At 62.9% G+C, this 24,982-nt stretch carries 23 protein-coding genes and 1 pseudogene; 3 read left to right on the forward strand and 21 right to left on the reverse strand.

The window, feature by feature from the left end; genetic code table 11:
- Positions 1-105 precede the first annotated feature (105 nt).
- Genes TR61_RS11170 through TR61_RS11210 form a run of 9 tightly spaced genes read right to left on the reverse strand, consistent with a single transcriptional unit; the run spans position 106 to position 11,453 of the window.
- Positions 106-1,707 carry an AMP-binding protein gene (locus TR61_RS11170; RefSeq protein ID WP_050930072.1) on the reverse strand — a complete coding sequence of 534 codons (1,602 nt, stop codon included), beginning with the start codon at positions 1,705-1,707 and terminating at the stop codon, positions 106-108.
- Positions 1,708-1,733: 26 nt separating this feature from the next.
- Positions 1,734-2,192, reverse strand: a complete 459-nt coding sequence (locus TR61_RS11175) for a DUF3237 domain-containing protein (protein ID WP_157440893.1) — start codon at positions 2,190-2,192, stop codon at positions 1,734-1,736.
- A 34-nt stretch (positions 2,193-2,226) separates the two neighbouring features.
- A complete protein-coding gene (locus TR61_RS11180) occupies positions 2,227-3,405 on the reverse strand; it encodes an acetyl-CoA C-acetyltransferase (RefSeq protein WP_050930073.1) in 1,179 nt (392 codons plus the stop codon).
- Between the two features lie 33 nt (positions 3,406-3,438).
- Positions 3,439-3,660 carry a biotin/lipoyl-binding carrier protein gene (locus TR61_RS11185; RefSeq protein WP_050930074.1) on the reverse strand — a complete coding sequence of 74 codons (222 nt, stop codon included), beginning with the start codon at positions 3,658-3,660 and terminating at the stop codon, positions 3,439-3,441.
- Positions 3,661-3,673: 13 nt separating this feature from the next.
- Positions 3,674-5,239, reverse strand: a complete 1,566-nt coding sequence (locus TR61_RS11190) for an acyl-CoA carboxylase subunit beta (protein WP_172676968.1) — start codon at positions 5,237-5,239, stop codon at positions 3,674-3,676.
- A gap of 1 nt (position 5,240) precedes the next feature.
- Entirely contained in the window at positions 5,241-7,232 is a 1,992-nt protein-coding gene (locus TR61_RS11195; RefSeq protein ID WP_050930076.1) for an acetyl/propionyl/methylcrotonyl-CoA carboxylase subunit alpha, read from the reverse strand.
- Positions 7,229-8,044 carry an enoyl-CoA hydratase-related protein gene (locus TR61_RS11200; protein ID WP_050930077.1) on the reverse strand — a complete coding sequence of 272 codons (816 nt, stop codon included), beginning with the start codon at positions 8,042-8,044 and terminating at the stop codon, positions 7,229-7,231. Before TR61_RS11200 ends, TR61_RS11195 begins: the two co-directional genes overlap by 4 nt.
- An 11-nt stretch (positions 8,045-8,055) precedes the next feature.
- Positions 8,056-9,678, reverse strand: coding sequence for an acyl-CoA carboxylase subunit beta (locus tag TR61_RS11205; RefSeq protein WP_050930078.1), 1,623 nt, complete (start codon positions 9,676-9,678; stop codon positions 8,056-8,058).
- Positions 9,675-11,453: an acyclic terpene utilization AtuA family protein gene (locus TR61_RS11210; protein WP_245626877.1), complete on the reverse strand. Its 1,779-nt coding sequence runs from the start codon at positions 11,451-11,453 to the stop codon at positions 9,675-9,677. Before TR61_RS11210 ends, TR61_RS11205 begins: the two co-directional genes overlap by 4 nt.
- 110 nt (positions 11,454-11,563) lie before the next feature.
- Between TR61_RS11210 and TR61_RS11215 the strand changes: the two genes are divergently transcribed.
- Genes TR61_RS11215 through TR61_RS11225 form a run of 3 tightly spaced genes read left to right on the forward strand, consistent with a single transcriptional unit; the run spans position 11,564 to position 14,249 of the window.
- Positions 11,564-12,304, forward strand: a complete 741-nt coding sequence (locus TR61_RS11215; protein ID WP_172676969.1) for a TetR/AcrR family transcriptional regulator — start codon at positions 11,564-11,566, stop codon at positions 12,302-12,304.
- Positions 12,301-13,062 carry an SDR family NAD(P)-dependent oxidoreductase gene (locus TR61_RS11220; protein ID WP_050930081.1) on the forward strand — a complete coding sequence of 254 codons (762 nt, stop codon included), beginning with the start codon at positions 12,301-12,303 and terminating at the stop codon, positions 13,060-13,062. The genes TR61_RS11215 and TR61_RS11220 overlap by 4 nt, the downstream gene beginning before the upstream one ends.
- Positions 13,059-14,249 (forward strand): acyl-CoA dehydrogenase family protein, encoded by a 1,191-nt coding sequence (locus TR61_RS11225; RefSeq protein ID WP_050930082.1) that lies wholly within the window; start codon positions 13,059-13,061, stop codon positions 14,247-14,249. The genes TR61_RS11220 and TR61_RS11225 overlap by 4 nt, the downstream gene beginning before the upstream one ends.
- A gap of 7 nt (positions 14,250-14,256) precedes the next feature.
- On the opposite strand, the gene TR61_RS11230 is transcribed toward TR61_RS11225, so the two are convergent.
- The 12 genes and pseudogenes from TR61_RS11230 to TR61_RS11280 form a co-directional block, all read right to left on the reverse strand.
- Positions 14,257-14,631 (reverse strand): EthD domain-containing protein, encoded by a 375-nt coding sequence (locus TR61_RS11230; protein WP_050930083.1) that lies wholly within the window; start codon positions 14,629-14,631, stop codon positions 14,257-14,259.
- A 412-nt stretch (positions 14,632-15,043) separates the two neighbouring features.
- Positions 15,044-15,838, reverse strand: coding sequence for an ATP-binding cassette domain-containing protein (locus tag TR61_RS11235; protein WP_050930084.1), 795 nt, complete (start codon positions 15,836-15,838; stop codon positions 15,044-15,046).
- Positions 15,835-16,707, reverse strand: a complete 873-nt coding sequence (locus TR61_RS11240) for an ABC transporter ATP-binding protein (RefSeq protein ID WP_050930085.1) — start codon at positions 16,705-16,707, stop codon at positions 15,835-15,837. The genes TR61_RS11235 and TR61_RS11240 overlap by 4 nt, the downstream gene beginning before the upstream one ends.
- The gene (locus TR61_RS11245; protein WP_050930086.1) at positions 16,704-17,555 is read right to left on the reverse strand and encodes an ABC transporter permease; all 852 of its coding nucleotides are present in this window, start codon (positions 17,553-17,555) and stop codon (positions 16,704-16,706) included. Before TR61_RS11245 ends, TR61_RS11240 begins: the two co-directional genes overlap by 4 nt.
- Complete coding sequence (locus tag TR61_RS11250; protein ID WP_172676970.1) at positions 17,548-18,558, reverse strand: ABC transporter permease; 1,011 nt, start codon at positions 18,556-18,558, stop codon at positions 17,548-17,550. Before TR61_RS11250 ends, TR61_RS11245 begins: the two co-directional genes overlap by 8 nt.
- 61 nt (positions 18,559-18,619) lie before the next feature.
- The gene (locus TR61_RS11255) at positions 18,620-19,213 is read right to left on the reverse strand and encodes an ABC transporter substrate-binding protein (RefSeq protein WP_342669429.1); all 594 of its coding nucleotides are present in this window, start codon (positions 19,211-19,213) and stop codon (positions 18,620-18,622) included.
- Between the two features lie 5 nt (positions 19,214-19,218).
- Positions 19,219-19,484 (reverse strand): annotated as a pseudogene (locus tag TR61_RS20380) (phosphonate C-P lyase system PhnL family protein); the annotation flags it as partial.
- 277 nt (positions 19,485-19,761) lie between these two features.
- On the reverse strand, positions 19,762-20,844 hold the full coding sequence (locus TR61_RS11260; RefSeq protein WP_050930087.1) for a protein-glutamate methylesterase/protein-glutamine glutaminase: 1,083 nt from the start codon (positions 20,842-20,844) through the stop codon (positions 19,762-19,764).
- Positions 20,845-20,850: 6 nt separating this feature from the next.
- Positions 20,851-21,708: a CheR family methyltransferase gene (locus tag TR61_RS11265; RefSeq protein ID WP_050930088.1), complete on the reverse strand. Its 858-nt coding sequence runs from the start codon at positions 21,706-21,708 to the stop codon at positions 20,851-20,853.
- Complete coding sequence (locus TR61_RS11270; protein ID WP_050930089.1) at positions 21,705-22,235, reverse strand: chemotaxis protein CheW; 531 nt, start codon at positions 22,233-22,235, stop codon at positions 21,705-21,707. The genes TR61_RS11265 and TR61_RS11270 overlap by 4 nt, the downstream gene beginning before the upstream one ends.
- Positions 22,225-24,423 (reverse strand): HAMP domain-containing methyl-accepting chemotaxis protein, encoded by a 2,199-nt coding sequence (locus tag TR61_RS11275; RefSeq protein WP_050930090.1) that lies wholly within the window; start codon positions 24,421-24,423, stop codon positions 22,225-22,227. The genes TR61_RS11270 and TR61_RS11275 overlap by 11 nt, the downstream gene beginning before the upstream one ends.
- 17 nt (positions 24,424-24,440) lie before the next feature.
- Positions 24,441-24,971, reverse strand: a complete 531-nt coding sequence (locus TR61_RS11280; RefSeq protein ID WP_050930091.1) for a chemotaxis protein CheW — start codon at positions 24,969-24,971, stop codon at positions 24,441-24,443.
- Positions 24,972-24,982: the final 11 nt, after the last annotated feature.

Genomic DNA, 24,982 nt, shown 5'->3' on the forward strand with positions numbered 1-24,982 from the left:
AGTGAGATGCGGCATTTAGTCAACCAAACGATTGCTTGGTAAACTGCGCCTTGGTGTTCTTTTTTGTGTCATCCTCCCATCTGATCACGACCTGGTGCGGCCGCGCTAGCTGCCGATCTTCTCGCGTTTGACGGTGATGCCGGCGGCTTCCCTGTTCCAGGTATCCTTGGTCACCCCTGCATCGCGCAGGATGTGTTTCTGCACCTTTTGGGTGGGTGTTTTTGGCAGATCGTCGATCACGCGGATGTAGTGCGGCAGCATGAAATGGGCCATGCGGTCGCGCAGATGGTCGAACAGTGCTTCGGGGTCGATCGTGCGGCCCTTGGCTGGGACGACGACGACCAGAACCTCGTCTTCGTTGAAGGCGCTGGGCACCGGGACGGCGGCGCTTTCGGCGACATCGGGGTGGGCGTTCACCTCGGCCTCCACCTCGAATGACGAGATGTTTTCGCCGCGCCGCCGGATCGCGTCTTTGATGCGATCGACGAAATAGAAATACCCGGCCTCATCGTATTTGAACGCGTCGCCCGTGTGGAACCAGCCATTGCGCCAGGCTTTGGCCGTGGCTTCGGGGTTTTTGTAATAGCCGTGGTTCAGCCCCCAGACCGTATCGGTGCGCACGATCAGTTCACCCGCGACGCCGGGGGGCAGCTCGCAGTCGTTTTCATCCACCACGCGCGCCTCGACCCCGGGGCGCAGCACGCCGCAGGTGCCGTTTTCAGGCGGGTAGGGGTCTGACACCATGGGCGAGGAAATCTCGGTCATGTTGAAGGTGGTGCGCACCGTGATGCCGTGCCGCTTGCCCAGCTTGCGCGCATCGTCGTTCCACGGCACGCAGATGGATTTTTTCAGCGTATGATCTTGATCGTCATCGCGTTCGGGCAGCCCGTTGAGAAAGGTGATGATCGCGCCCAGAAGCAGGGTGTTGGTGATCTTTTCGCGCCGCACCGTGTCCCAGAAGACATCTGTTTTGAAATGCGTATCCAGATGGCAGGAGCTGCCGGTGCCAAGCGCGATGTTGAAAAAGACCGTTCCGCCCACATGAAAAAGCGGCAGGTTGACCAGCGTATGATCGCTTTCCTCGGTGTAGTCATGCGCCACCGGACCCATGGCGTGACCCTGCACATAAGAGGACAGCACGGCTTTGGAGGGTCCGGTCGTGCCGGAGGTGAAGATGATGTATTGCGTGTCCCAAGGCGCGATCTCTTCGGGAATGCCGGGCAGGCCGGTATCGGCTTGCAGGGCGCTGGCGGGGTGGCAGGTGAACCCGTCCAGCGTGGCCTCACCACCGGTGACGATCACGTCCGAGAGAACCCCGCAATCGATCTGGGCCAGACGGTCCAGCAGATCGGCATGGCAGACCATCAGTTTGGCGTCCGACAGCTTGACCACATGTTCCAAGAGCGCGCCTTTATAGGCCACGTTGACCGGCACATAGACCGCGCCGAGGTAATTCAGCCCGAACCATGTCAGCAGCGCCTCCCATGAGTTGGGCTGCCACGAGAGGACGTGATCGCCCTTTTTCACGCCCATCGCCTGAAAGGCTGCGGCGGCGCGGCGGGTCTGATCGAGGGTTTCGGCCCAGCTCCACCGTGGGCCACCTTCGAAACTGACGAAGAGATCATCGGGTTTGCGGGCCGCCCAATGTTCCAATTGATAGGCCAGAACACACTCTTCCTTGGCGGGTATGCGCGGGTCGTAAACCATGGTGTGATCTCCTTTCTGGTGGGGGCCTAGAGGATCTGATGCACGCGGTAGGTGACGCCGCCGGGCCGGTCCTGGCCGATGCCGACGGAAACGATGCCATTGAGCCAGGCATAGGTGTCCGCCCCGGTTTCGAAATAGGGCGTGGTGCGGAAGTAATACTCGTCTGCGCGCACGGGCTCTCCGGCGGCGATCCGGCGCATGACATCGGCCGAGCCGTGCCGCGCGCCGCGATATGTGGTGTAGATCAGCGCGCCATCATCGGTTTCCAGCGTGATGCGCACATCCAGTTGGAACACGCGGTCAGACCGCACCAACACCCAGTCACCGCCGCCCGGCAGGACGCGACCCTTCAGGCGCGGGCCTTCGAACGTGCCGCCGCGCACATAGGCGATATAGCGTTTGCCGGCCGGGGTGGCGCCCACGGGTTGGGGCGGCTCGATCTCGGCCGACATCTCGAACAGGAATTCCGATTTCAGGTGGTCCAACGCGCTCTCCTCCCAAATTGCGCGGCCGGTGGTGTCAGAGCCTTTCGACGATGGTCACATTGGCCTGCCCGCCGCCTTCGCACATGGTTTGCAGGCCATAGCGTTTGCCGCGGTCTTTCAGGGCGTGCACCAGCGTCACCATCAGCTTGGCCCCCGATCCGCCCAGCGGGTGGCCCAGGGCAATGGCACCGCCATGCACGTTCAGCCGCTCAGGGTCAGCATCGACGCCTTTCATCCAGGCCATCGGGATCGAGGCAAAGGCCTCGTTTACCTCGTAAAGGTCGATGTCGTCGATGCTCATGCCTGCCCGGTCCAGCGCCCGCTTGGTCGCCGCAATGGGTGTGTCGAGCATCACCACCGGGTCGCCCCCGTGGACCGAGATGTGGTGGATGCGCGCCAGCGGCTCGACGCCTAGGTCTTTCAGCCCCTTTTCGCTGACGACCATCAGACCGGCAGCCCCGTCGCAAATCTGGCTGGCCGACGCGGCGGTCAAACGTCCGCCCTCCTGCAACAGCCGGACCTGAGAGATCGCCTCGTAACTGGCGTCATAGCGGATGCCTTCATCCGCCTCGGCCATCGGGCCGGGCACCGATCCGTCGTGGAGGCGCTGTTCCACCGCCACGATCTCGTCCGTGAATTTGCCCGCCTTGGTGGCAGCGGCGGCCTTCTGATGGCTTTCCAGCGAGAAACGATCCATGTCTTCGCGTGACAGATCCCAGTTCTTGCAGACCATCTCGGCCCCGGTGAACTGGCTGAAGAAGACATCAGGGTACCGTTTTTCCATCAACGGGCTTTTGTAGAACCCAAGCCCCGCCTTTTCGGGCAGGTCCATCGGCGTGCCGATGGGCACGCGGCTCATGCTTTCCACACCAGACGCAATCACGCAGTCCATCGTGCCCGACATCACCGCTTGGGCCGCGAATTGCAGCGCCTGTTGCGAGGATCCGCATTGCCGGTCGACCGAAGTTGCGGGCACCGTCTCGGGCAGGGACGAAGCCAGCACAGCCCCGCGCGCCACGTTGGTGGATTGCTCTCCGATCTGGGAGACGCAGCCCATGATCACATCATCGATGCGGGCAGGGTCAGCGCCGGTGCGGCGGACAAGATCATCCAGCACCTGTGCGGCCAGATCGACCGGATGCCAGCCGGAAAGCTGGCCGCCCTTGCGGCCTCCGGCGGTGCGGGTTGCGGCGACGATATAGGCTTCGGGCATGGTCAGTTCCCCTTTTCCTGCGGGTTTGGCATGTCAGCTTTCCAGTATCACGACGACCTGACCAGCGCTGATCAGATCGCCCTCGGCGACTTTGATTTCCTTCACCACGCCGTCGCGCGGGGCGGAAATCGGGATCTCCATCTTCATCGATTCAACCATCACCAGCGGGTCGTCTTCTTCGACCGTCTCACCGGGAGAGACGGGGATGGACCAGACGGTACCGGCCAGTTCGGATTCAACATTGATCAGGCTCATCTTCTCTCCGGTCTCAAATGGGCGATATCGGTCTCAGCCGCGCTGGCGCAGGATCGGCGCGGCGCGCGGGGCTGTTGGCGAATGTGTCGATCAGGATGCGGCGCGTGTCGCGCGGGTCGATGATGTCATCGAGGCCGAAACCGCTGGCCGCATCCAGCGCGCTGGTCTGGCCCCGGATCATCTCAATCAGCTCGGTCCGGCGCGCCTGCGGGTCGGGCGCGGCCTCGTAATCCTTGCGGTAGGCCACGTCGACCGCGCCTTCGATGGACATGGCGCAGATCTCGGCCGTGGGCCAGCCCAGGGCGATGGTGGCGTCAAAAGCGCGTCCGCCGCCCATGGCATAGTACCCCCCGCCATAGCCCTTGCGCAGCACGACCGAGGCCAACGGCACGGTGGCAATCCCCATCTCGAAAAACAGCCGCCCGCTGCGGCGGCCCAGCCCGGTATCCTCGGCCGCGGGGCCGATCGAGATGCCCGGAATGTCGATGAGCGACACAAGCGGCAGGCCAAACGCATCGCACATGGCGATGAAATGCGCGGCCTTCTCGCAGGCGGCCGCGTCCAGAATGCCGCCCTTGCGCATCGGCTGGTTGGCGAAGATGCCCACGGGCCGCCCGCCGAGGCGCGCAAAGGCGGTGATCATGTTGCGGGCGTATCCGGGTTTCAGCTCGAACACGCTGCCTGTGTCGGCGATCGCCTGGATCACCTTTTTCATGTTGTAGACCTTGCGGCTGTCTGCAGGCACCAGATCCAGCAGCCCATCGTCGCGCCGGTCGGCGGGGTCGTCGCAGGGGATCACCGGGGGCGCTTCGCCCGCGTTTTGCGGCAGGTAGGAGAGGAACCGGGCGATGGCGTTCAGGCACTCTTCCTCTGTCTCCACCGCAAGATCGGCGATACCCTGCGCGTCGGCCTGGCGATCCGCGCCGCCCAGTTCTTCCTTCGTGATCTCGGTCGTGGTGCCCGCTTTGACGAGCGCGGGGCCCGCGATCCCCATGGTTGATTTGCCGCGCAGCATCACCACGAAATCGCAAAGCGAGGCATAGGCGGTTGGCCCAGCAAAACCTTGACCCATGATCGCGGTCACCATCGGCACCCATCCCGAGAGCGAGGCCAATTCGCGAAAGACCGGCGAGGCGGCGGCGAAATGCGCGGCGTTCATGCCGTCCTGAATGCGGTGCCCGCCGCCTTCGAGCAGCATTACCATCGGCTGGCCGCGCTCGCGGCTGAATTTGACCAGCCGCCCGCATTTGGCATCCGCCACCGTGCCGATGGAGCCACCCAGTACGGTGAAATCCTGCGCCAGCGCGTTGACTGGCCGCCCGCCGATGCGGCCCGTTCCGGTGACCGCGCCATCTGCCGGGGCAACCAGATCGCGGCTCATCTCATGCCCGCGATCCGGCTCCACCAACCCGCCGATTTCCTGAAAACTGCCCGGATCAAACAGCTTGTCGATCCGCTCGCGCGCGGTGGCCATTCCAACGGCCCGACGCTTGGCAACGGCCTCGGGCCGGCCCGCATCGCTGATCGCGTCGCGCGCGGCCTGCAGGGCGGCCAGTTTATCGGCTGAGGTTTCCGTCATCTTATCCATCCCCGTCGATCTGCAGCAGCCTGTCTCCGGCGGTGACCTGCAAACCCTGCGCCGCGTCGACCGCCGCCACGACACCGTCCATGTCGGCGCGGATCTCATGCTGCATCTTCATCGCCTCGATCACCGCCAGCACATCGCCCTTGGCGACCTTTGCGCCGACGGCGACGGAAACCTCCAGCACCAGACCGGGCATCGGGGCCGCGATGATCCCGCTGCCGGCGGCGTCTTCCGCGGAAGCCGCCAGCGCGATCTGGTTTTGAAAGTCATGGACTCTCCCGTCGCGCGACAAGGTGATCGCGCCCCCGTCCTGCCAAATGTATCCCATGGAGCGGGATTTTCCATCCAGCCGCACTGTGCAGCGGGTGTCGGTGAGGGTCAGCACCTCGATCATATGCCGCGTTTCGCCTGCCTCGATCCGCAAAAGCCCGTCTTTATCTGGTGTCACTGTCACGTCAAAGCGCGTGTCGCCCGCGCCCATCACGAACCGGGTGGGCATTGGCCCACCGCTGGCCCAGTTGAGAAGCTCTGCCGGGACGCCCAGGCTGGCTGCGTGATGCGTGTCGCGTTCCAGCCGATAAAGCAGGGCCGCGGCGCAAGCGGCGTCTTGCAGCGTCGCCTCAGGCGCGGCGCGGCGGGCTTTCGGGAACTGTTCATCGATAAAGGCGGTGGTGGCCTGACCGTCGACAAAGGCGGTGTCCTCCAGCACGTCGATCAGGAAGCGCTGGTTGGTGGTCAGACCGATCAGCAGGCTGTCTTTCAACCCGCCCACCAGCTGGCGTCGCGCGGCCTCGCGGTCAGGACCCCAGGCGATCATCTTGCCGATCATCGGGTCGTAGAAGGGTGAGATCTCTTGCCCCGTCTCGACGCCCATATCGAAACGCAACCCATCTGAATGGGCCGGTTCCCAAAGGCGAATATGCCCGGTGCGAGGCAGGAAGTTCTTTGCCGGATCCTCGGCGTAAAGCCGGACCTCGATGGCGTGGCCGTTCAGGCGGATGTCGTCCTGCGTCAGCCCCAGCGGGCGGCCTTCGGCCACGCGCAACTGCAACTCGACCAGGTCGAGGCCAGTCACCAGTTCGGTGACGGGATGTTCCACCTGCAGGCGAGTGTTCATCTCAAGGAAATAGAACTGCCCGTCATCGCCCAGCAGGAACTCCACCGTGCCTGCGCCGCGATACCCGATGGCGCAGGCGGCCTCTACCGCAGCGGCGCCCATATCGGCGCGTAGTTTGGGCGTCATCACGGGGCAGGGGGCCTCTTCGACCACCTTCTGGTGCCGGCGCTGTACCGAGCAATCGCGTTCGCCCATATGAACGGTGGTGCCATGGTCATCGGCAAAGACCTGCACCTCCACATGGCGGGGCCGCAGGATCGCCTTTTCCAGGATCAACTCGCCCGAACCGAAGGCGTTTTCCGCCTCCGACGCGGCGGCGCTGAGCGCCTTGGGCAGCGTTTTCAGATCCTCCACCAGCCGCATGCCCCGGCCGCCACCGCCCGCTGCCGCCTTGACCATGAGCGGCGCGCCGATCTTTTCGGCTGCGGCCAGAAGGGCGGCTTCGGACTGGTCTTCACCCTCGTATCCCGGCACGCAAGGAACGCCCGCGGCCAGCATGCGCCGCTTGGCCTCGGCCTTGTTGCCCATCAGCGCGATGGCCTCGGCGGGCGGGCCGATGAAGACCAGCCCGGCGTCATCGCAGGCGCGGGCGAACTCGGCGCTTTCCGACAGGAAGCCATAGCCGGGGTGGATCGCCTCGGCCCCAAGCTCTTTCGCGGCTTTGAGAATGGCCTCGATCGACAAATAGCTTTGCGTGGCGGGGGCCGGGCCGATGCAGGCCGCGTCATCGGCTGCGCGTACATGCGGTGCGCCCGCGTCGGCCTCGGAATAAACGGCCAGCGTGCGATAGCCCATCGCGCGGGCGGTGCGGATGACGCGCAGGGCGATCTCGCCCCGGTTGGCGACGAGGATGGAGGAGAAACGGCTCATGCCTGATCCTCCGGCGCGCGGGCCCAGGAGGGCGGGCGTTTTTCAAAGAACGAGGCGATGCCTTCGCGGCCTTCCTCAGACAGGATGCACCCGGCAAAGGCGCGGGCGGCGGTGGCGATGCCGGCGTCCTTATCATCGGCCTGACCCAGCAGGATGTCCTTGGTCACGGCCACGGCGCCGGGGGCGCAGCGGCGCAGCGCCTCGCGCAGCTTGGCTTCTTCGGCGTCCAGCGCCTCGGCATCCGCAACCACGGTGCTGACGAGGCCCAGTTTACCGGCGTCCAAACCGGTAAAGCGCGGGGCGGTCAGCATCAGTTGGCGCGCCTTGGCCAGGCCGACCCGTGCGCGCACGTAAGGTGCGATTTGGGCCGGTGGGATGCCCAGCGTGGTTTCGGTGAGGGCAAAGGCCGCGTCCTCGGTCGCGACGGAGATATCGCAGGCGCACATCAGCCCCAGCCCACCGGCCATCGCGCCGCCTTCGACCAGCGCGACCGTGACCTGAGGCATCCGATCCAGCAGGTGAAAAAGCGTGCCTGCCGCGCGGCTGGCGGCCTCGATATCGGCGCGGTCGGGCGGGCCGCTTTGGAAATCGGCCTTGGATTCCGCCAGATCGCCCCCGGCGCAGAACCATCCGCCATTGCCGCGCAGGGTGATGCCGCGCACGGTGCGATCTTCGCGCAGAGCCAGCAGCGCCTCGGTCAACTCAGACGTCATCTGCCGGGTCATGGCATTGCGCCGTTCGGGACGGTTCAGGCGGAGGGTCATCCAGTGACCATCCCGGATCAATTCTATGGTTTGAGGGGTGTTTTTCATGCCTGTCCCCCTCACATCCGCGCCACGCCAAAGGCGTTGGGGCGCACGGTCCGCCGCCGCGCCTCGGCGCAGGTTTCCAGCGCAAAGCCCAGAACCTTGCGGGTGTCGCGCGGGTCGATGATGCCCTGATCCAGCATCCGCCCCGAGGTATAAAGCGCATCCGATTGGCCGTCGAAATGGGCGATCAGGCGCTCTTTCTGCTGGGTGAGCTGGTCTTCATCCACCTCAACGCCGCGCCTTGCCGCACTGCCACGCGCCACCTGATCCATGGTCAGGGCGGCCTGCTGGCCGCCCATCACGCCGGTGGTGGCGTTGGGCCAGGAAAACAGGAAATCCGGCGCGAATCCCACGCCCGACATCCCGTAATTGCCTGCGCCGAAGCTGGCCCCGATATAGAGGGTGATCCGCGGCACCCGCAGGTTGGACACCGCCTGGATCATCTTGGCGCCATGTTTGATCATGCCCGCGCGCTCATAATCGCGGCCCACCATGTAGCCGGTTGTGTTCGACAGGAAAATCACCGGCATATCGGCCTGATCGCAAAGCTGGAAGAACTGCGCCGCTTTGGTGGCGCCGTTGGGGTCGATCGGGCCGTTATTGCCGACGATCCCGCAAGCCCGGCCAAAAAGGGCTGCCTGCACGCAAACGGTGGAGGCGCCATAGCGCGGCTTGAACTCTTCAAAGACGGACCCGTCCACGATCCGCGCGATCACCTCACGCACGTCATAGCTTTTGCGATAATCCACCGGCACCAGCCCCGCGATCTCATCCGGGTCGAGCGTGGGGGGATCATAGGCGCGCATGGAGCCGGGCGCGGAGTTTTTGTTCCAATCCAGCCGCTTGACCAGATTGCGCGCGATCAGCAGGGCGTGGGCATCGTCCTCGGCGCTGTATTCCACAAGGCCCGAGACGGTGGCGTGCATTTCGGTGCCGGCCAGATCTTCCTCATTGGTTTCCTCACCGGTTGCGGCGCGGACAAGCGCAGCGGCGGCCAGGGAGGCCCGCCCGCGCCCTTTGACGGAGATCACATAGTCGCTGAGCCCCGGCATATAGGCCCCCCCGGCTGTTGCGGGGCCGTGCAGGACGGCGATTGTCGGAATGCCCGTCGCGCTCAGCTGTGCCAGTTTGCAGAACATGCGGCCCGCAAAGGCCCAGCTTTCAACGGCATATTGCAACAGATCCGCGCCCGCGCTTTCCACCAGATGCACGAAGGGCAGTTTGTACCGCATCGCGATATCCAGGCAGGCCTGAAATTTGTCCGAGGTCTTGGCCACGGCAGAGCCTGCCGCAATGCCGCTGTCATCCACGAAGATCACGCAGCGGGTGCCGTTGATGAACCCGATGCCCGACAGTGCGCTTGCGCCGGGGATGGATGCGTCCCGATCAGCGGTGTCCACAAGGTAATTGGCCAGCGCGTAAAGCTCCAGATAGGGCATGCCGGGATCCAACAGGCGGTGTAACCGTTCGCGCGGGGTCAGCTGACCGCGTTCGTCAAAGCGCGGGCGGCGGCGTTCGGAGAGGGCGGCTGCGCGGGCTTTCAGGTCGTGCACCTTGTCCATCAGCGCCAGCATGTCGGCGCGGTTGCGCTGGAAGGCGTCGGACTTGGGGTCAATAATGGTGGTAAAGGGGGTCACGACAGAGCCTCCAAAAGCGATCTGGGCACCGTCACCGGCGTTTGCAAAAGGATCTGGGCAAAGCCTTTGCCCAAGGCATCGTTGCGCAGGCTTGCCACGCCGCCGCCGCCCAGAGCACGGGTCAGAACCACGTTCATGGCGTTGCAGCCGGGCAGGAGATAGCGCGTGACCTCTCCCTCCAGAACATGCGCGAAGCGGTCTTGGAGGGTTGTTTCGTCCAGGCTGTGCCAGATGTGGGGCAGGGCGTCGGGCGTCCGCGCGATGATGCCGATATTGGCGCTGTCACCCTTGTCGCCGCTGCGCCCCCAGGCCAGCCTTTCCAGCGGCACGGTGACCGGATCGACAGGTGCGAGCGGGCGGTTTGGCGGCGTCGGGCGGGTGAGCGTATCGGGGTCAAAGGCCTGACCCTCCGCCACGGCGCAGGGCAGGCGAGTGTTACCAAGGTCAATCTCGACCGGCACATTCGCCTTGGGCAAAAGGAAGGAAAAGAGCCGGACCAGCGGCGAGGGCCGCGCCCGCGTGCCAAAAAAACCCGAAAGCCCCGGAGGCGCGGAGAGACCCATCCCCGAGGCCGCGCGCAACAGTACGTCCAATCCGCGTTTGTCGGGATGGCGGGCGGCGTATTTGACGACGACCTCGGTTGCCTCCCCCGCCATGGCCGCATTGCCGGTCTGACTGCCCGCGCCAAGGATCTCGACACTGGTTTCGGTGAAATCGGCAAGGTTCATCCGCCGCAGCGCCATGCGGGCCCGCGAAAACACCGCGTCGCAAAAGGCCTGCGCCTTGGCGGCGGCGTCGCTGCCATAAAACGTCGCGGTGCTGCCCACGCGCCAGCCATCCAGATAGGTGGCCGAGACCTTGTAGTCGGTGGTTGGCGGGGTGCCGCGGGCCCCGGTCAGGCGCACCCGGTTTTCGGCGACTGGCGTCAGCGTTACGGCAGAGACATCGCAGATCACGTCCGGCACGACATAGGCCTGAGGGTCGCCGATTTCGTACAGCATCTGCTCGGCCACGGTGCCGACCGAAACGAGCCCACCGGTGTCATCGGGCTTGGTGATCTCGATCGTGCCATCGGCGGAGATGTCGCAGATCGGATAGCCGATGCGATCCAGGCTGTCGGCCACCAGATGCCAGTCGGTAAAGTTGCCCCCCGTCGCTTGCGTGCCGCATTCGAGGATATGGCCGGCCAGGGTGCCCGCGGCCAGGTGGTCATGATCATCCGCGCCCCAGCCGAAGGCATGGATGCAGGCCCCCAGCGTCACGGCGCTGTCCACACAGCGCCCGGTGATGACGATATCCGCGCCGGCCTCTAGCGCCCCGGCGATGGGGAAGGCCCCGAGATAGGCGTTGATGGAAAAGACCGCCTCCGCATCGGGGAAGGGCGCGCCGGTGAACATCTCTTGCGGGGACAGCATGGGCGCGTGCTCTGTCAGGTCATCGCCCAGCACCACGGCTACGGTCAGGTCCAGCCCCATTTCGGCAACCATCGCGCGGACCGCCGCAGCACAGGCCTGCGGGTTCACGCCGCCCGCGTTCGAAATCACCCGCACCTTCTGGCGCGAGATCTCGGGCAGGGTCTGGCGCATCACCACATCGACAAAATCGCGGGCATAGCCCTGATCAGGGTCCTTGGCCCGGGCGCGCGCCATGATCGACAGCGTCACCTCGGCCAGATAGTCGAAGACCAGATAATCCAGTTCGCCGGCATCCAGCAGTTGCGCCGCCGCCGTGGGGTCATCGCCCCAATAGCCGCTCGCGCCGCCGATCCTGATCACTCCCTCGCGCATCCCCTGAACCGTCTCCCCTCGGTAATCGGTATTGCGTCAGGACTGAAATGAAAGCATATTCAGTATAGATGAATCAAGTTCATTTTTTTGGAGCCCCCATGCCCGAGGCCGCATCCAAGACCCGCCGCGAGAAAGTCGAAGAGAAGGAACGCGCCATTCTTGCCGCCACACGGGCGGTGTTTCGCGACAAGGGGCCGGAGGATGCCAAGATCACGGCGATTGCGCAGGCGGCCAACCTCGCCGAAGGCACGGTGTATCTTTATTTCAAGAACAAGCAGGCGTTGCTTATGGCGGCGGTCAGTGAGTTTTACGCGGAACTGACACAGGACGCGGAAGCCGCTGTGCGGGCCGCGCATGAGACCGAGGGGCGACTGACAGCGCTGGCGCAGCTGCATTTCAGCCGGGTGCTGGATGAATGGCCCCTGATTGCCGAGGCGATGGGGCCGTATCTGCCGTCGCCCGAATACCGCGAAACCGAAGCCTATGCGCTGAACAGGCGCTATGTTGCGGTTTTTGACGGGGTCATTCGCGATGGCGTATCGCGCGGCGAAATCCGCGCCGATGTCTCGGTGGCGGTGATGCGCGACGCCTTCTATGGCGGGTTGGAGCATTTTGCGCGGAGCGCGCGGCTGCGCGACTCCCTACCCGACACACAGGCCGAGGTGGCCCAGTTCCTGACGGTGTTTACGGCGGGCATCATGGACCGTCCGTCGGCGGGTGTTCTGGACGGCGCGCGCGTGATCCGGCGACTGCAGGGTGTGATCACTGATATCGAAGACCAGTTGCGCGCAGGCCAGCAGGATGATGTAGAGATGCAAGACGGGGAGGGTACGCAATGAAGATCGACGGACAGGCCGCCATTGTCACAGGCGGCGCATCGGGCTTGGGTGGGACCACGGCAGAGAAGCTGGCCGCCTCGGGCGCCAAGGTCGCCATATTCGACATGAATGTTGAGAAAGGCGAGGCGCATGCCAAGGCAATCGGCGGCGCGTTTTTCAAGGTGGATGTCACCGACGCAACCGAGGTGCAGGAGGCGATTGCCGCCGCCGAGGGCTTGCACGGAAAGGCGCGCATTCTGGTGAATTGCGCCGGGATCGGACCGCCCGGCAAGGTCGTCGACCGCGACGGGCTGCCCGCGTCGCTTGAAGTCTTCAATACGGTGCTGAACGTGAATTTGAGCGGCTCGTTCAACGTGCTGTCGCAATTCGCCGCCGCCCTGCACAAAGCCGACCCGGTGGGAGAGGAGCGCGGCGTGATCATCAATACTGCGTCGGTCGCGGCCTTTGACGGCCAGATCGGGCAGGCGGCCTATTCTGCGTCCAAGGGCGGGGTGGTTGGCATGACCCTGCCCATTGCGCGGGAACTGGCGCGCTATGGCATCCGGGTGATGACGATTGCGCCGGGCCTGTTCCTGACCCCGCTGCTGGAGACGCTGTCGGAGGAGATCCGCGCCTCGCTGGGTGCGCAGGTGCCGTTCCCCAGCCGGTTGGGCGATCCGGCGGAGTTTGCGCAACTTGTTGGATCGATTGTTGAAAACCCCATGCTGAACGGCGAAACGATCCGTCTGGATGGCGCAATACGGATGGCCCCGAAATGAGTTTTGCGATGGAACGCAGCGGTATCTCGGACCGTGCATTGGACCTTGCTGACCGGGTAGAGACCTTCGTGCGGGAAACCGTAGTGCCGTTCGAGCGTGATCCGCGCCTTGGCGCGCATGGTCCTTCGGAAGAGCTGTCGATGGAACTGAAGGCACTGGCGCGGGAGGCGGGCCTGATGACGCCGCATATTCTGGAGGATGGTGGCCACCTGACCCAGCGCGAAACGGCGGCGGTGCTGATCCGCTCGGGCCTGTCGCCACTGGGGCCTCTGGCGTGCCATACCTGTGCGCCGGACGAAGGGAACATGTACCTTCTGGGCAAGGTCGCCTCGCCCGAGCTGAAAGAGCGGTTCCTGGACCGGATGATCACTGGAGAGATCCGCTCGGCCTTTTTCATGACCGAACCGGCCGAGGATGGCGGCGCGGGATCGGACCCGTCGATGATGCTGACCACCTGCAAACCGGATGGCAATCACTGGGTCATCAATGGTCGCAAGACCTATATCACCGGTGCCGATGGGGCGGGCATGGGCATCATCATGGCCAAGGCCGAGGAAGGGGCCTGCATGTTCCTGGTCGATCTGCCGCATCCGGATGTGCGGATCGAACGGGTGATGGACACGATCGACAGCTCCATGCCTGGCGGTCATGCCGTGGTCAGCATCGACAACCTGCGCCTGCCCGCCGATCAGATGCTGGGCGAGGCGGGTGAAGGCTTCCGCTATGCGCAGGTCCGACTGGCGCCGGCGCGGCTGAGCCATTGTATGCGTTGGCTGGGGGCCTGCATCCGCGCGCACGAGATTGCCGTGGATTACACCAACCGAAGGCAGGCTTTTGGCAAGCCACTGATCGACCACGAAGGCGTGGGCTTCATGCTGGCCGAAAACCTGATGGACCTGAAGCAGGCCGAGTTGATGGTCTATTGGTGTGCTGACGTGCTGGACAGCGGCGCGCGCGGCACGGTCGAAAGTTCGATGGCGAAGGTGGCCGTGTCCGAGGCGCTGATGCGTGTGGCCGATCGCTGCGTGCAATGCATGGGCGGGCAGGGCGTGACCGGCGATACCATCGTCGAACAGGTCTTTCGTGAAATCCGCGCCTTCCGCATCTATGACGGCCCGACCGAGGTGCATAAATGGAGCCTTGCCAAAAAGCTCAAGCGCGATTGGACGAAAGCTCAGGAGGGCTGAGCGCCTTTCAGTCCGAGGTCAGGCCAAAAGCGACCTGACCCAGGCTGATCGGAGAGTGCGCCAGATCGATGAAGCGTTTTTCATCGGCCAGCAACTCTCGACCCGCGGCGCGGCCTTCAGGGCTGGTCATGGCCGCGTCCAGATCGGCGCGGTCGGACCAGGTCATCTCGGCGAAGCCATCGAAGGGCTCTGGCGCGTTGCGGATCTCTCCTAATGCCGTGCCCATCGCATCTTCGATCGTGTGGATCTGGTTGTAGACGGCAAAACGCAGGGCCTTACGGTGTTTTTCCACCAGCGGACCATGCGTTTCGCGCCAATAGGTCTGAAAGTCTTCGCGCGTTAGGTGCGGCTGTCGCCGCAGGCAAAAAATCAGTCTCAACATCTGGTTCCATTCCTGTTTTGAACAATGCCACGAGTTTGCAAGGATCACCCCTGACGCACTTTTACCAGTGTTCCGGTCGGACGGCACGCCGCTTGTCTCAAACCTGCAAAGCGGCGGTGTCCCTGGTATTTGGGCTCGACTGCGCCGTTGGTCTTGTAGCGTGGTGTGGTCTCTGAGCCGAAACAAGGACAGCTCTGCCGCCCTTGTAGAGACGAGTTCGAACTGGTTTGCCAGCACCGCCACCCCCCCCTGACTTCGCAGTTGAGCTGGATCCGTGACAACAGGACGATGAGAGCCAGTCGGCCCAGCGAAGAGGCGGTGTTGTATGAAGACGAAGGAACCACCGGCAACACCGAATTCTCCCGGATGTTCTTGGGGCGGGCCGGCTGCTTGCGCGCGATGCGCACGCGCTTCAGACCCAGCGCTGGTGCGGATCGGGCAGCGGGATCGCCGACAGCAGCTCGCGCGTATAGTCCGCCCTGGGTGCGTCGAACAATTGGGCCGTGTCCGCTTCTTCGACGATCTCACCCTGGTGAAGCACCAGAACCCGCGTGCAAAGGCGGCGGATGACGGACAGATCATGGCTGATGAAGGCAAGGGTAAGGCCAAGATCGCGCACCAGCTCACCCAGAAAGTTCAAAACCTGGGCTTGCGAGGATACATCGAGGCCCGACACGATTTCATCGGCGAGGATGAAATCCGGCCGCAACGCGATCGCGCGGGCAATGCCCACCCTCTGACGCTGGCCGCCGCTGAGTTCATGCGGATAGCGGGCGGCGAAAGACTGTGGCAGACCGACCATGTCGAGCGCCTCTTTCACCCGCGCGTCGACATTGTCCATGCGATGCAGGCGCATCGGTCCGGCGATCAGACCGCCCACCCGGCGGCGCGGGTTCAGAGAGGACATGGGATCCTGAAAGATCATCTGGAACCGCCGGCGCATGCCGCGCAGCGCGTCTTCGTCCATGTGAGTGATGTCGGTGCCGTCGAACCGGATCGATCCGGCATCGGGTTTCAGCAGCCGAAGCATCGCCCGGCCCAGCGTGGACTTGCCCGAGCCCGACCCGCCGACGATCCCCAGCACGGTGCCCTTGGGCAAATCGAAACTGATGCCTTTCAAGACTTCGACCCGTGGCGCGGCGCCCAGGAGCGGTTTATGCGCGAGGTCCGGAAACGACAGCCGCAGATCTCGGATTTCGTACATCATCGGGTGCCCGCCCTTATGTCGTGAAACCGCACTTCCTCCTCTACCGCATCGATCACATTGGCCGGCACCGGCATCAGACTGCCTTCAGGGTCCAGATAGGAGGGCGTCGCGGCCAGAAGCGCTTGCGAATAGGGGTGAATGGGCCGCATGAAGAACCGCTGCATACGGGCCTCTTCCACCACTTTGCCTGCGTACAGCACAGACAGCGTGTCGCAGATTTTCGAGACCACGCCCAGATCATGTGTGACGAACAACAGCGCTGTGCCGTGGCGGTGCTGCATGTTCCGTATCAGGCGCAGGATCTGTTTTTGGACAGTGACGTCCAGCGCCGTGGTTGGCTCGTCCGCAATGATCAGCTTGGGTTCGGCGGCAAAGGCCGAGGCGATCAGGATGCGCTGGCGCATGCCGCCCGACAGCTCATGCGGATAGCTGCGCATTACCCGGGAGATCTGGGGAATCTGGACCTCATCAAGCAATTCGCGCGCGCGCGCATCGGCATCCGCCGCAGTCCAGCCGAGGATATCGACCAGGCGCCGGGTGATCTGCGGACCGATGCGTTTGGAGGGGTTGAGCGCGGTCAGAGGGTCCTGCGGGATCAGGGCCGCCGTTGCGCCGATGCGCCGGCGCCGGTCAGCGGGTGACTGCGACAAAAGCTCGGTTCCGTCCAGCCAGATCTCGCCCGCCGTTATCTCCATCGCGCGCGGAAGCGTGCCCAGCAAGGTCTTGCCGATCATTGATTTGCCGGCCCCGGATTCCCCAACCAGACCATGCACCTGTCCCGCCGCCACCTCCAGCGACACTGACCGCAGGATCACCGGCCCGTTCTTCAGCCGGACGGTCAGATTTCGGATGGACAGATACGCGCTCATCGCAGCACCGGGTCGAAGCGGTCTTTCAATCCTTCGCCCAATTGCGAAAAGCTGAGCACGGTCAGAAACAGCGCCACCAGCGGGAAGACCAGAACCCACCAGGCCTGATGGACTGATGTGCGGCCCTCGGCGATCATGCCGCCCCATGTGGGGCTGTCGGTAGAAATCGACAGGTTCACGAAACTCAGAATCGCCTCGACAATCACGGCAATGCCCATTTCCAGCGTGAGCAGAGCCACCACCGTGGGCAGTACGTTGGGCAGAATTTCGGCCAACATCGTGCTGAACCGCGTGCGACCGGCAACCTGCGCGCTGGCGACGTAATCCATGGCGCCTTGCGTCAGGGCCTCGGCCCGTATCACGCGCGCGAAGCGGGTCCAGTCGATCACAATGATGGCAATGATGATCGACATCAGGCCGGGGCCAAGCACCGCGATCAGAAGGATTGCGAACAGCACCGGCGGAAAGGCCATCCAGATGTCGACAAGCCGGCTGATCACGCGGTCGGCCCAGCCGCGGTAGTACCCGGCCATCAACCCCAGGCTCGCCCCGATGACGCAGGTGATCGTGCCCGCCACCAATGCCACGATCATCGCGATCTGCGCACCATGGATGATCCGAGACAGCACGTCCCGGCCAAGGCTGTCGGTGCCCAGCCAGTACCCCGGTTCGGCCCCGTCCATCCAGAACGGCGGCATGCGCCCCAGAAACAGATCTTGCGCCAGAGGATCGTGCGGCGCGATTAGGGGCGCAAAGATCGCCGCCAGCGCCAGCAGCGCAATCCAGCCGCCCGACAACCACAGGCGCAGGCCAATGGGGCGTTTGACCTCGGCGCGCGCGTCACGCATGGCGCAGCCTGGGGTTCAGCACGACATAGAGCATGTCGACCAGCAGGTTGATCACCGTGAACAGAAGGGCAAAGAGGATCACAATCCCCTGGATCAGCGGCAGGTCGCGGTTGATCACTGCGTCGATGGCCATATTGCCCAAACCTTCATAGCTGAATAGCCGTTCGATGATCACCGTTCCGCCGATCAGGAAGGTGAACTGAACGCCGATCAGCGTCAGCGTCGGAAGAACCGCGTTCGGCAGCGCCTCGCGCGTGATTACGTGCTGTTCGCTGTATCCCTTGGTGCGCGCCAGCGTCACGTAGTCCAGATGCATCGTTTCCTTCAGCGATTGCTTGAGCAATTGCGCGATGATGGCCGCCAGCGGGATCGCAAGCGCCAGTGCGGGCATGAAGGAATGCGACAGAAGATGTCCAACGACATCGAAGCGCAAGCGCAACAGCGCTTCGAACAGGTAGAAATTAGTGGCGAAATCGAAATCGAGGCTGGGAGAGACCCGCCCGGAGATGCTGAAGATCGGCCACAGCACGCCAAACAGCAGGATTAGCACCAGACCCCACAGGAAATCCGGGATCGACAAGGCCATGCCCGCCGTCACATCCACCGCCGCCTCGGTTGTCGTGTCGCGGTAAAGCGTCCCCATGAGCGCGAGGGCCCCGCCCAAGAGCATTGCCATGACCAAGGCCACGATCGACAGCTCCAGTGTGGCGGGCAGGCGGCCCAGCACCAGATCGGCCACCGGCTGACGCAGCGAGATCGAGGTGCCGAAATCGCCCTGCAAGACGCCGGCGCCCCAGATCAAAAACTGCTGAAAGATCGACTTGTCGAAACCGTAAAGCGCTTCAAGCCGGGCTATATCGTCGTCGGTGGCGCCTGGCGGCAGCATCATCGCGATCGGATTGCCCGGTACAACGCGGATGACCACGAAGACGATCACCGCCACGCCGAATAGCGTCACGGCGGTGGTCGAAAGCCGGATCAGGATGTTGCGCAGCGCTGTCACTTTGGTTCTTTCCTGTGGAACGGGGCCGCGCAGGCAGCCCCGTTCGATCTGGTATGAGGCCTCACGCCCGGGTCATCAGGTGTGGCAGCAAGGCGCCCGAGCGGTGTGGCGTGACCTTCACCGCAGCACTGTGCAGGATCGGCTGGACGTATTGCAGAAGCGGGATCACCTCGGCGTTTTCCGCAATGTGGCGGTCGACCTCTTTCCAACCGGCAATGCGCTTGTCTTCGTCTGCTTCCCCCCAGAGAGGCAGGATCATGTTGAACGTGTCCTCGCCATCCCAGACTGAATGCGGCGAAGGTCCGAACATCGCGAAACCGGTCGAGGTCGTCGGATCCCCGACCGAGTTGCCCCAGTTATAGAAAGCCGCAGGCGCCAGCTGGTCGGCGGCGCGCAGTTCGAAATGCTTGGCGATCTCATAGACTTCGATCTCGGCCTCGATACCGACCCGGCGCCAAAGACCGACAATGGCCTGGATCATCTCGTAATCCTTGGGTTTGAAGCCACGTGTCGTCTGAATGGTGAACCGCACCGGATTGTCGGGGCCATAGCCCGACTCGGCAAGAAGGGACTTGGCGAGTTCGGGGTCGTAAGGCACTTCGATGCTGGGGTCATAGGCGACATAATCCGGCGTTTGCAGCGTATCGATTGGGATCCCGTAAGCGTCAGGACCACTTGGCGATTGGCCGCATCGAGGATGGCGATTGGCTCATCCGGCGGCCTGCCGGGATTGGCATGAACCAATCCGGGGGCGATGTTGACGCGCTGTTGCTCGCCTCTGGAAAAGGGTGTCGGCGACAGAGTCCAGAGCCGCTGAGGGGTATTGAGCTGCCGCAGCAATGCACTTGAGCGAGCCCGCGCGCTTCGACCGAAACACCCATGCTGCGCAAAGGCTCGGTGACCACAACCAGCGTCGGGACCCGCGGTTCATGCGATTGCCCAAGCCCCTGCGCCACTGTCCAATCGCCAAACGCGGCACTGCCCCCGGCCCATCCTTCCTTAGGGTTTTGGACTGTTGCACCGGATTTTGCCTTTCTGTTGATCGGCCCGTGCTTTCTCCAGCCCGGTCGCGAGAAGGAAGAGAGTTACCAGTCTTTTGCAGGCCGCAGCAAACTTGGCTGCATACACCCAAACTGCTTCCGTGCCACGGCTTTGTCAGGTTTTCCGAGGGTCGTGCAGACGTGTCGTCATCTGAAGACATCCTCATCCACCGGACTGCCCGGCGATGCGGTTGATCGTGTTTGCAATGCCGTCCAGATCAAGTTCGCGCGACACTGCGCCGATTTTCTTGGCCTCCGCCGGCATTCCATAGACGACGCATGATTCCTCGTTTTGTCCAAAGGTGTGTGCGCCTGCATTGCGCATTTCCAGCAACCCCTTCGCGCCATCATCTCCCATGCCGGTCAGGATGAACCCACTGGCGTTTGGTCCGGCATATTGCGCCACGGACCGGAACAGCACATCGACCGACGGACGGTGGCGATTGACCAGCGGCCCGTCACGGACCTCAACGCAATATGTCGCGCCGCTTCTGCGCAGAAGCATATGGCGGTTTCCCGGAGCGATCAGTGCTTGTCCGCGCAGCAAGGTGTCCCCGTTTGCGGCTTCTTTGACGGTAATTGCGCAAGATGAATCCAGCCGTTTGGCGAAAGCGGCAGTGAAACTTTCTGGCATGTGTTGGACGATCACAATCGGTGGCGAAAACGGCGAGAGCCGCTCAAGCACCAAGCGCAAAGCATCTGTTCCGCCAGTCGAAGCGCCGATGGCGATCACTGTTTCTGTTGTTTTGGCCATCGCGCGACCGGTCGGGGCCGGCAGCACCGCGTCCGCGCTGGCCTTCGATCTGTGCGATGCGCCGCGGCCGAGGCGTTCGGTCCGCGCCTGCGCGGCGCCAAGGACGGCGTTCTGAATCATGATTTTCTGATCCAGAAGGGCATCTCGCACGCCCAGGCTTGGCTTTTGGATGATGTCGACAGCACCCGCGGCAAGTACGCTTTCAAGCGTGGCGGTGCCGTCGCCAACCAGAGATGAACAAACCACGACCGGCATCGGGTGCTGTGCCATGAGCCGGCGCAAGAAGGTCACCCCGTCCATCCGCGGCATTTCCACGTCCAGAGTGATGACATCGGGCTTTTCGCGTTTGAGGATCTCGGAGGCGCGGAAAGGATCCGCAGCGGTTCCCATAACCTCGAGCGCGGGATGGTCACTGATGATGCGCACCAGCGTTTCGCGTACAGAGGCACTGTCGTCCACGATCAGGACGCGGATGTTTCGCTTCGGCGTCATGTGCGATCAACCTTTGATGTAAATTGAGGGCTCGATGACCTTCAGGTCGCGATGGGAAAACCCCGTTTCGCTGTGTCCAGTAAGTAGATAGCCGCCGGGTTTGATCCGGCCGACAACGCGATTGATGACCTGTGTTTTCACATCGTCGGGAAAGTAGATCAAAACATTCCTCAAAAAGGCGACATCGGCTTGAATGCCAGTGAGACCGTCACCGGTGACCAGATTGCCCGGCCGCCATTCGGCCGCGGCCCTCAGTTCCGGAACAATGCGTAAGCGTCCGTCGCCCGACTTCGAGTGCATGAAATAGCGTCGGACCGTATCTTGCGGAATGCCGTTCACCTCATCAGCATCGTAGATCGCGCGCTTGGCAAGATCGACGACCTTCCGCGACAGGTCAGTCGCAATCAACTTGGCGCGGAACGGGGTGTTGATATTGCGCCGGACTTGGTCGGCAACCATGAGAGCCGTCCAACCCTCCTGGCCGCTGGATGCTGCGGCACTCCAGAACGTGATGGTGCTTCGTTCACGCGTCAGCCTCGGCAAGCCTTCTGCCTGCAGCCAGTCATATTGGCGTTTGTCGCGGAAGAAGCTGGTCGTATGCACGGTCAGCGCCTCGACAAAGTCGCGGCGCAGGCTCTCTTCGGTGCCCAATGCCGCAATATAGAGGCCGAGGCTGCTGTATCCGCTGCGCGCCAAGAGAGTCGGCAGGCGGCGTTTGAAGAAACCTTCATTTCGGTCGGTCAGCCGGATGCCCGTGAAGTCCAGCGCGTAGCGGGCCAGGGCAGAGACTTGCGCTGGCCCGCAGTTCAGCCGTGCTGGTTCGGACAGGTCGGTAAGCACATGCTCTTTCGGAAGCGCTGTCACAGAGCAAGTCCCATTTCTGCAAAGACATGCGACAGATCAATGATCACGACCAGCCCTCCTTCAAGGCGACACATACCCGTCACAGCGCCTGGTCTGAGGGCGCTGTCGCCGAAATCCGGCGGAGCCTCGATCTCGTTTGCTTCGATCTGACAGACATCTCGAACACGGTCTGCGACAACGCCGACCGTCAGCAGCTTGTCGCTGGCGCTAGGGGTCTCGAACACGATGATCCGGCTGTCTTCTCCCATCGGATCGCTTGATGCGCCAAGCGCCCCGCTCATATTCACGATCGGAATGCTGACGCCACGCACGTCAACCACACCCTCCACCTGATGCGGGCTGTTCGGCAGCGGCGTGACCTCCTGCATATCAAGGATTTCCCGGACCCGTGTAACCTCTACCGCAAAGATCCTGTTCGCGATGTCGAAAGTCAGGAACTTTGAAGCGGAGTCGTCCAGGTCCTCGATGGCCGCCCCGGAAACAGCCTGGTATCCGGGGCGGATCGAATGCGCCTTGTCAGCTTGCATAGCGCATGAACTCCTTGTCGAGCTCGTCATCCGATGCCGACAGATCAAGGTCGATTCCACCACCTTCATGGTTGGACCGCGCTTCGGCGCCGTCAGCTGCCGGGCTGGCCATCCGCTCAGAAGACAGAACCAGCGGTCGCTTGGCCTTGGTTTTCTTCGCGGAAGCGCCGCCCTGATCGATCGCGAAGAACCCGATCACTTCGGCCAGTGTCTCAGCTTCCTGAGCCAGCAGTTCGCTGTTCGCGGCTGATTCTTCAGCTGCAGCCGAATTCTGCTGGATCACGCGATCGAGTTCACGGATCGCCTGATTGATCTGGTCGGCACCGACATTTTGCTCGCGTGTGGCGGAACTGATCTCCTGCACCAGGTCTGCGGTCCTTTGGATGTTGGGAACCAGGGTTTCGAGCATCCGGCCGGCCTCGCTTGATACCTGAACCGTTTCGCCGGACAGCTGACTGATCTCCGCCGCGGCGGCCTGGCTGCGTTCGGCCAGTTTCCGAACCTCGGAAGCAACCACCGCGAAGCCTTTCCCGTGTTGGCCAGCCCGCGCGGCCTCAACCGCAGCGTTGAGGGCCAGAAGGTCCGTCTGACGGGCGATTTCCTGGATGATGTTGATCTTGTCCGCGATCGTCTTCATCGCAGTCACAGCGCGTTCAACGGCGTCACCGCTCTTTTTGGCTTCTGCCGCCGACTGGGTCGCGATTTTTTCGGTCTGCGATGCATTGTCTGCCGTCTGGCTGATATTGGCCGTCATCTCTTCGATCGAGGCCGAAGCCTCCTCGGCCGCCGCCGCCTGGCTGCTTGCGCCCGAGCTCAGTGATTGCGCTGTCTGGCTCATCTCGGACGAACCGGTCGACACGCGGTCGGCACTTGCATTCGCGCGGCGGATGACGTCGCGCAGACGCATCGTCATGTCGCGCAGAGCGAGACCCAATCTATCCTGTTCGGACCTTGGAGAAACCTCGACGGTCAGGTCGCCTTTGGCGATCGACTCGGCCGAGCCGCTCATGCTGTTCAGATCCGCAACCATTTTCTGCATGGCGTTCAGCAGATCACCGATTTCGTTCTTCTTGTCGGTGTGGGTGTTGACCTGAAGGTTGCCGCGCGACACGTCGTTCACCACACCAACAGCCTGGGCAAGACCCCGCCCGATGCTGACAGACAGATACAGTGCAGCGGCGATTGCGATCGCGGCGGCAACAGCGCCGACGGTGATCAATTCGGTACGTGCGCGATTGTATTCGGCAAGCGCATTCTGGCGGGTGATGCCAAGGATCTCTACCGAGCGATCAGCCATGTCGACCGCGGCATCGAACGCAGCGCCAAAGGCGGGTTCCAGTTCGTTATTCAGCTTTTCATCTGCGAGGAAGTTCGTGTTTTGCAGTGTCAGGGCAATGACTTGCTGCAAGGCCGGCTGCCATTCGCCAAAGGCGCTGCGGATGCGTTCAACTGCCGCGCTGTGAAGCGGCCCCACAGCTTCGGAGAGATCCGCCAGCTGCGTCTCGGCCGAGCGCGTCAGTTGCTCCAGTTCGGCATGAACCTGCGCCATACTTTCCGGGGACGTATCGACCATCAGGTTTGTCTTGGCGACTTTGATCTCGAACAATGTGGCTTTCAGAGTGCGCAGATTCCCTGCAAGACCCGTTGTCGCTGTGTCGAAGCGATCTTCACGGGCTTCGATCGCGCTCTGAAGCGCGGTGACTTCTTCCATGAGTGCCTTTGAAAGCGGTGCGCTTTCTGCTTTGTAGCGATTTACGGCCTGATAATTTGTGTTCTGCACGGCGATTTCGCGCAGTTCGGCCTCGATGTTGCGGAACTCGGCAATCCGATCCTCCAAATTCGCCAGAAGTGCACGGGATGCCTCCGTTTTCAGGAGCGGGCGCATCTCTTCTACATATTCGAGAGGCTTGTCCAGCCAGATGTCCGCCTTTGCCGCCGCCGCCGCCACGGCCTCGGCTTCGTCGAGGATAATGTAGCTTTTGATGAGGCTCATGGAGCGTGCCAGCGCGGCTTCGATGGCAACGCTGCGTTCCAGCTGAATGGCGGTTTCGTCGGCGAGGCCCACGATCTCATCCCGCAGGTTGGCTGTTTTTTGTAGCGCCAGGAAGCTTGATACCCCCAGCAGCAGCACCAGTGTTACGAAGACGGCAACAAGTTGCGTCTTAATTTTTAATTTGTTCAGGAACATTTAAACACTCCGTTCAGTCAAAGTGCGGCGTCCGAGCCGCGGGTATCGAGAAAGCTGAAGGTTTCTTCCAGCAGGATGATCAGGTCACCTTTGTGCTTGATTGCGCCCCGAAAGCATTCGGTCGGCCACCGAACGCCAAGGTCGGGGATCGGTTCAACTTCGGCGGTGGCGGCGTCGATCACGTCCTCCACCGCGTCGGCCATGATCGCGATTTTGGTCAGTTCACCGTCAATCGCGATTTCAATGACCAGCAGACGACTGCTGTGCAGACGTTCACCGCTCTCCATGCCAAGGCGATGACGCAGGTCGATCAATGGCACGATCGTTCCGCGAACGTTCAGCAGGCTGGGTGCGAGTGACCCGCTGTTTGGCACCCGCGTTGTGCGCTGAGGGTCAATGATTTCCGCAACGGCGCCTACGGCGATGGCGAAGCGTTCGCCGTCCATCCGGAAGGTCAGCAGCGTTTCGGTGGCGTCTACCGGCACGCCGTCCACAGTGGCCAGGCCGATGGGTGCGGTGTCAGTCTGCGAGTGGATTTCCTGTTGCATGACGAGTTTCC

The organism is Aestuariivita boseongensis, assembly GCF_001262635.1.
In the GTDB taxonomy this organism is placed as follows: Bacteria; Pseudomonadota; Alphaproteobacteria; order Rhodobacterales; family Rhodobacteraceae; genus Aestuariivita; species Aestuariivita boseongensis.

Bases quoted from the DNA above. Each gene is read 5' to 3' on its own strand.
- TR61_RS11190 (WP_172676968.1), bottom strand. From the start codon at position 5,239: ATGACGGAAACCTCAGCCGATAAACTGGCCGCCCTGCAGGCCGCGCGC.
- TR61_RS11260 (WP_050930087.1), bottom strand. From the start codon at position 20,844: ATGACGCCGAAGCGAAACATCCGCGTCCTGATCGTGGACGACAGTGCC.
- TR61_RS11170 (WP_050930072.1), bottom strand. From the start codon at position 1,707: ATGGTTTACGACCCGCGCATACCCGCCAAGGAAGAGTGTGTTCTGGCC.
- TR61_RS11230 (WP_050930083.1), bottom strand. From the start codon at position 14,631: ATGTTGAGACTGATTTTTTGCCTGCGGCGACAGCCGCACCTAACGCGC.
- TR61_RS11235 (WP_050930084.1), bottom strand. From the start codon at position 15,838: ATGATGTACGAAATCCGAGATCTGCGGCTGTCGTTTCCGGACCTCGCG.
- TR61_RS11275 (WP_050930090.1), bottom strand. From the start codon at position 24,423: ATGTTCCTGAACAAATTAAAAATTAAGACGCAACTTGTTGCCGTCTTC.
- TR61_RS11215 (WP_172676969.1), top strand. From the start codon at position 11,564: ATGCCCGAGGCCGCATCCAAGACCCGCCGCGAGAAAGTCGAAGAGAAG.
- TR61_RS11270 (WP_050930089.1), bottom strand. From the start codon at position 22,235: ATGCAAGCTGACAAGGCGCATTCGATCCGCCCCGGATACCAGGCTGTT.
- TR61_RS11195 (WP_050930076.1), bottom strand. From the start codon at position 7,232: ATGAGCCGTTTCTCCTCCATCCTCGTCGCCAACCGGGGCGAGATCGCC.
- TR61_RS11200 (WP_050930077.1), bottom strand. From the start codon at position 8,044: ATGAAAAACACCCCTCAAACCATAGAATTGATCCGGGATGGTCACTGG.
- TR61_RS11220 (WP_050930081.1), top strand. From the start codon at position 12,301: ATGAAGATCGACGGACAGGCCGCCATTGTCACAGGCGGCGCATCGGGC.
- TR61_RS11225 (WP_050930082.1), top strand. From the start codon at position 13,059: ATGAGTTTTGCGATGGAACGCAGCGGTATCTCGGACCGTGCATTGGAC.
- TR61_RS11280 (WP_050930091.1), bottom strand. From the start codon at position 24,971: ATGCAACAGGAAATCCACTCGCAGACTGACACCGCACCCATCGGCCTG.
- TR61_RS11185 (WP_050930074.1), bottom strand. From the start codon at position 3,660: ATGAGCCTGATCAATGTTGAATCCGAACTGGCCGGTACCGTCTGGTCC.
- TR61_RS11240 (WP_050930085.1), bottom strand. From the start codon at position 16,707: ATGAGCGCGTATCTGTCCATCCGAAATCTGACCGTCCGGCTGAAGAAC.
- TR61_RS11180 (WP_050930073.1), bottom strand. From the start codon at position 3,405: ATGCCCGAAGCCTATATCGTCGCCGCAACCCGCACCGCCGGAGGCCGC.
- TR61_RS11245 (WP_050930086.1), bottom strand. From the start codon at position 17,555: ATGCGTGACGCGCGCGCCGAGGTCAAACGCCCCATTGGCCTGCGCCTG.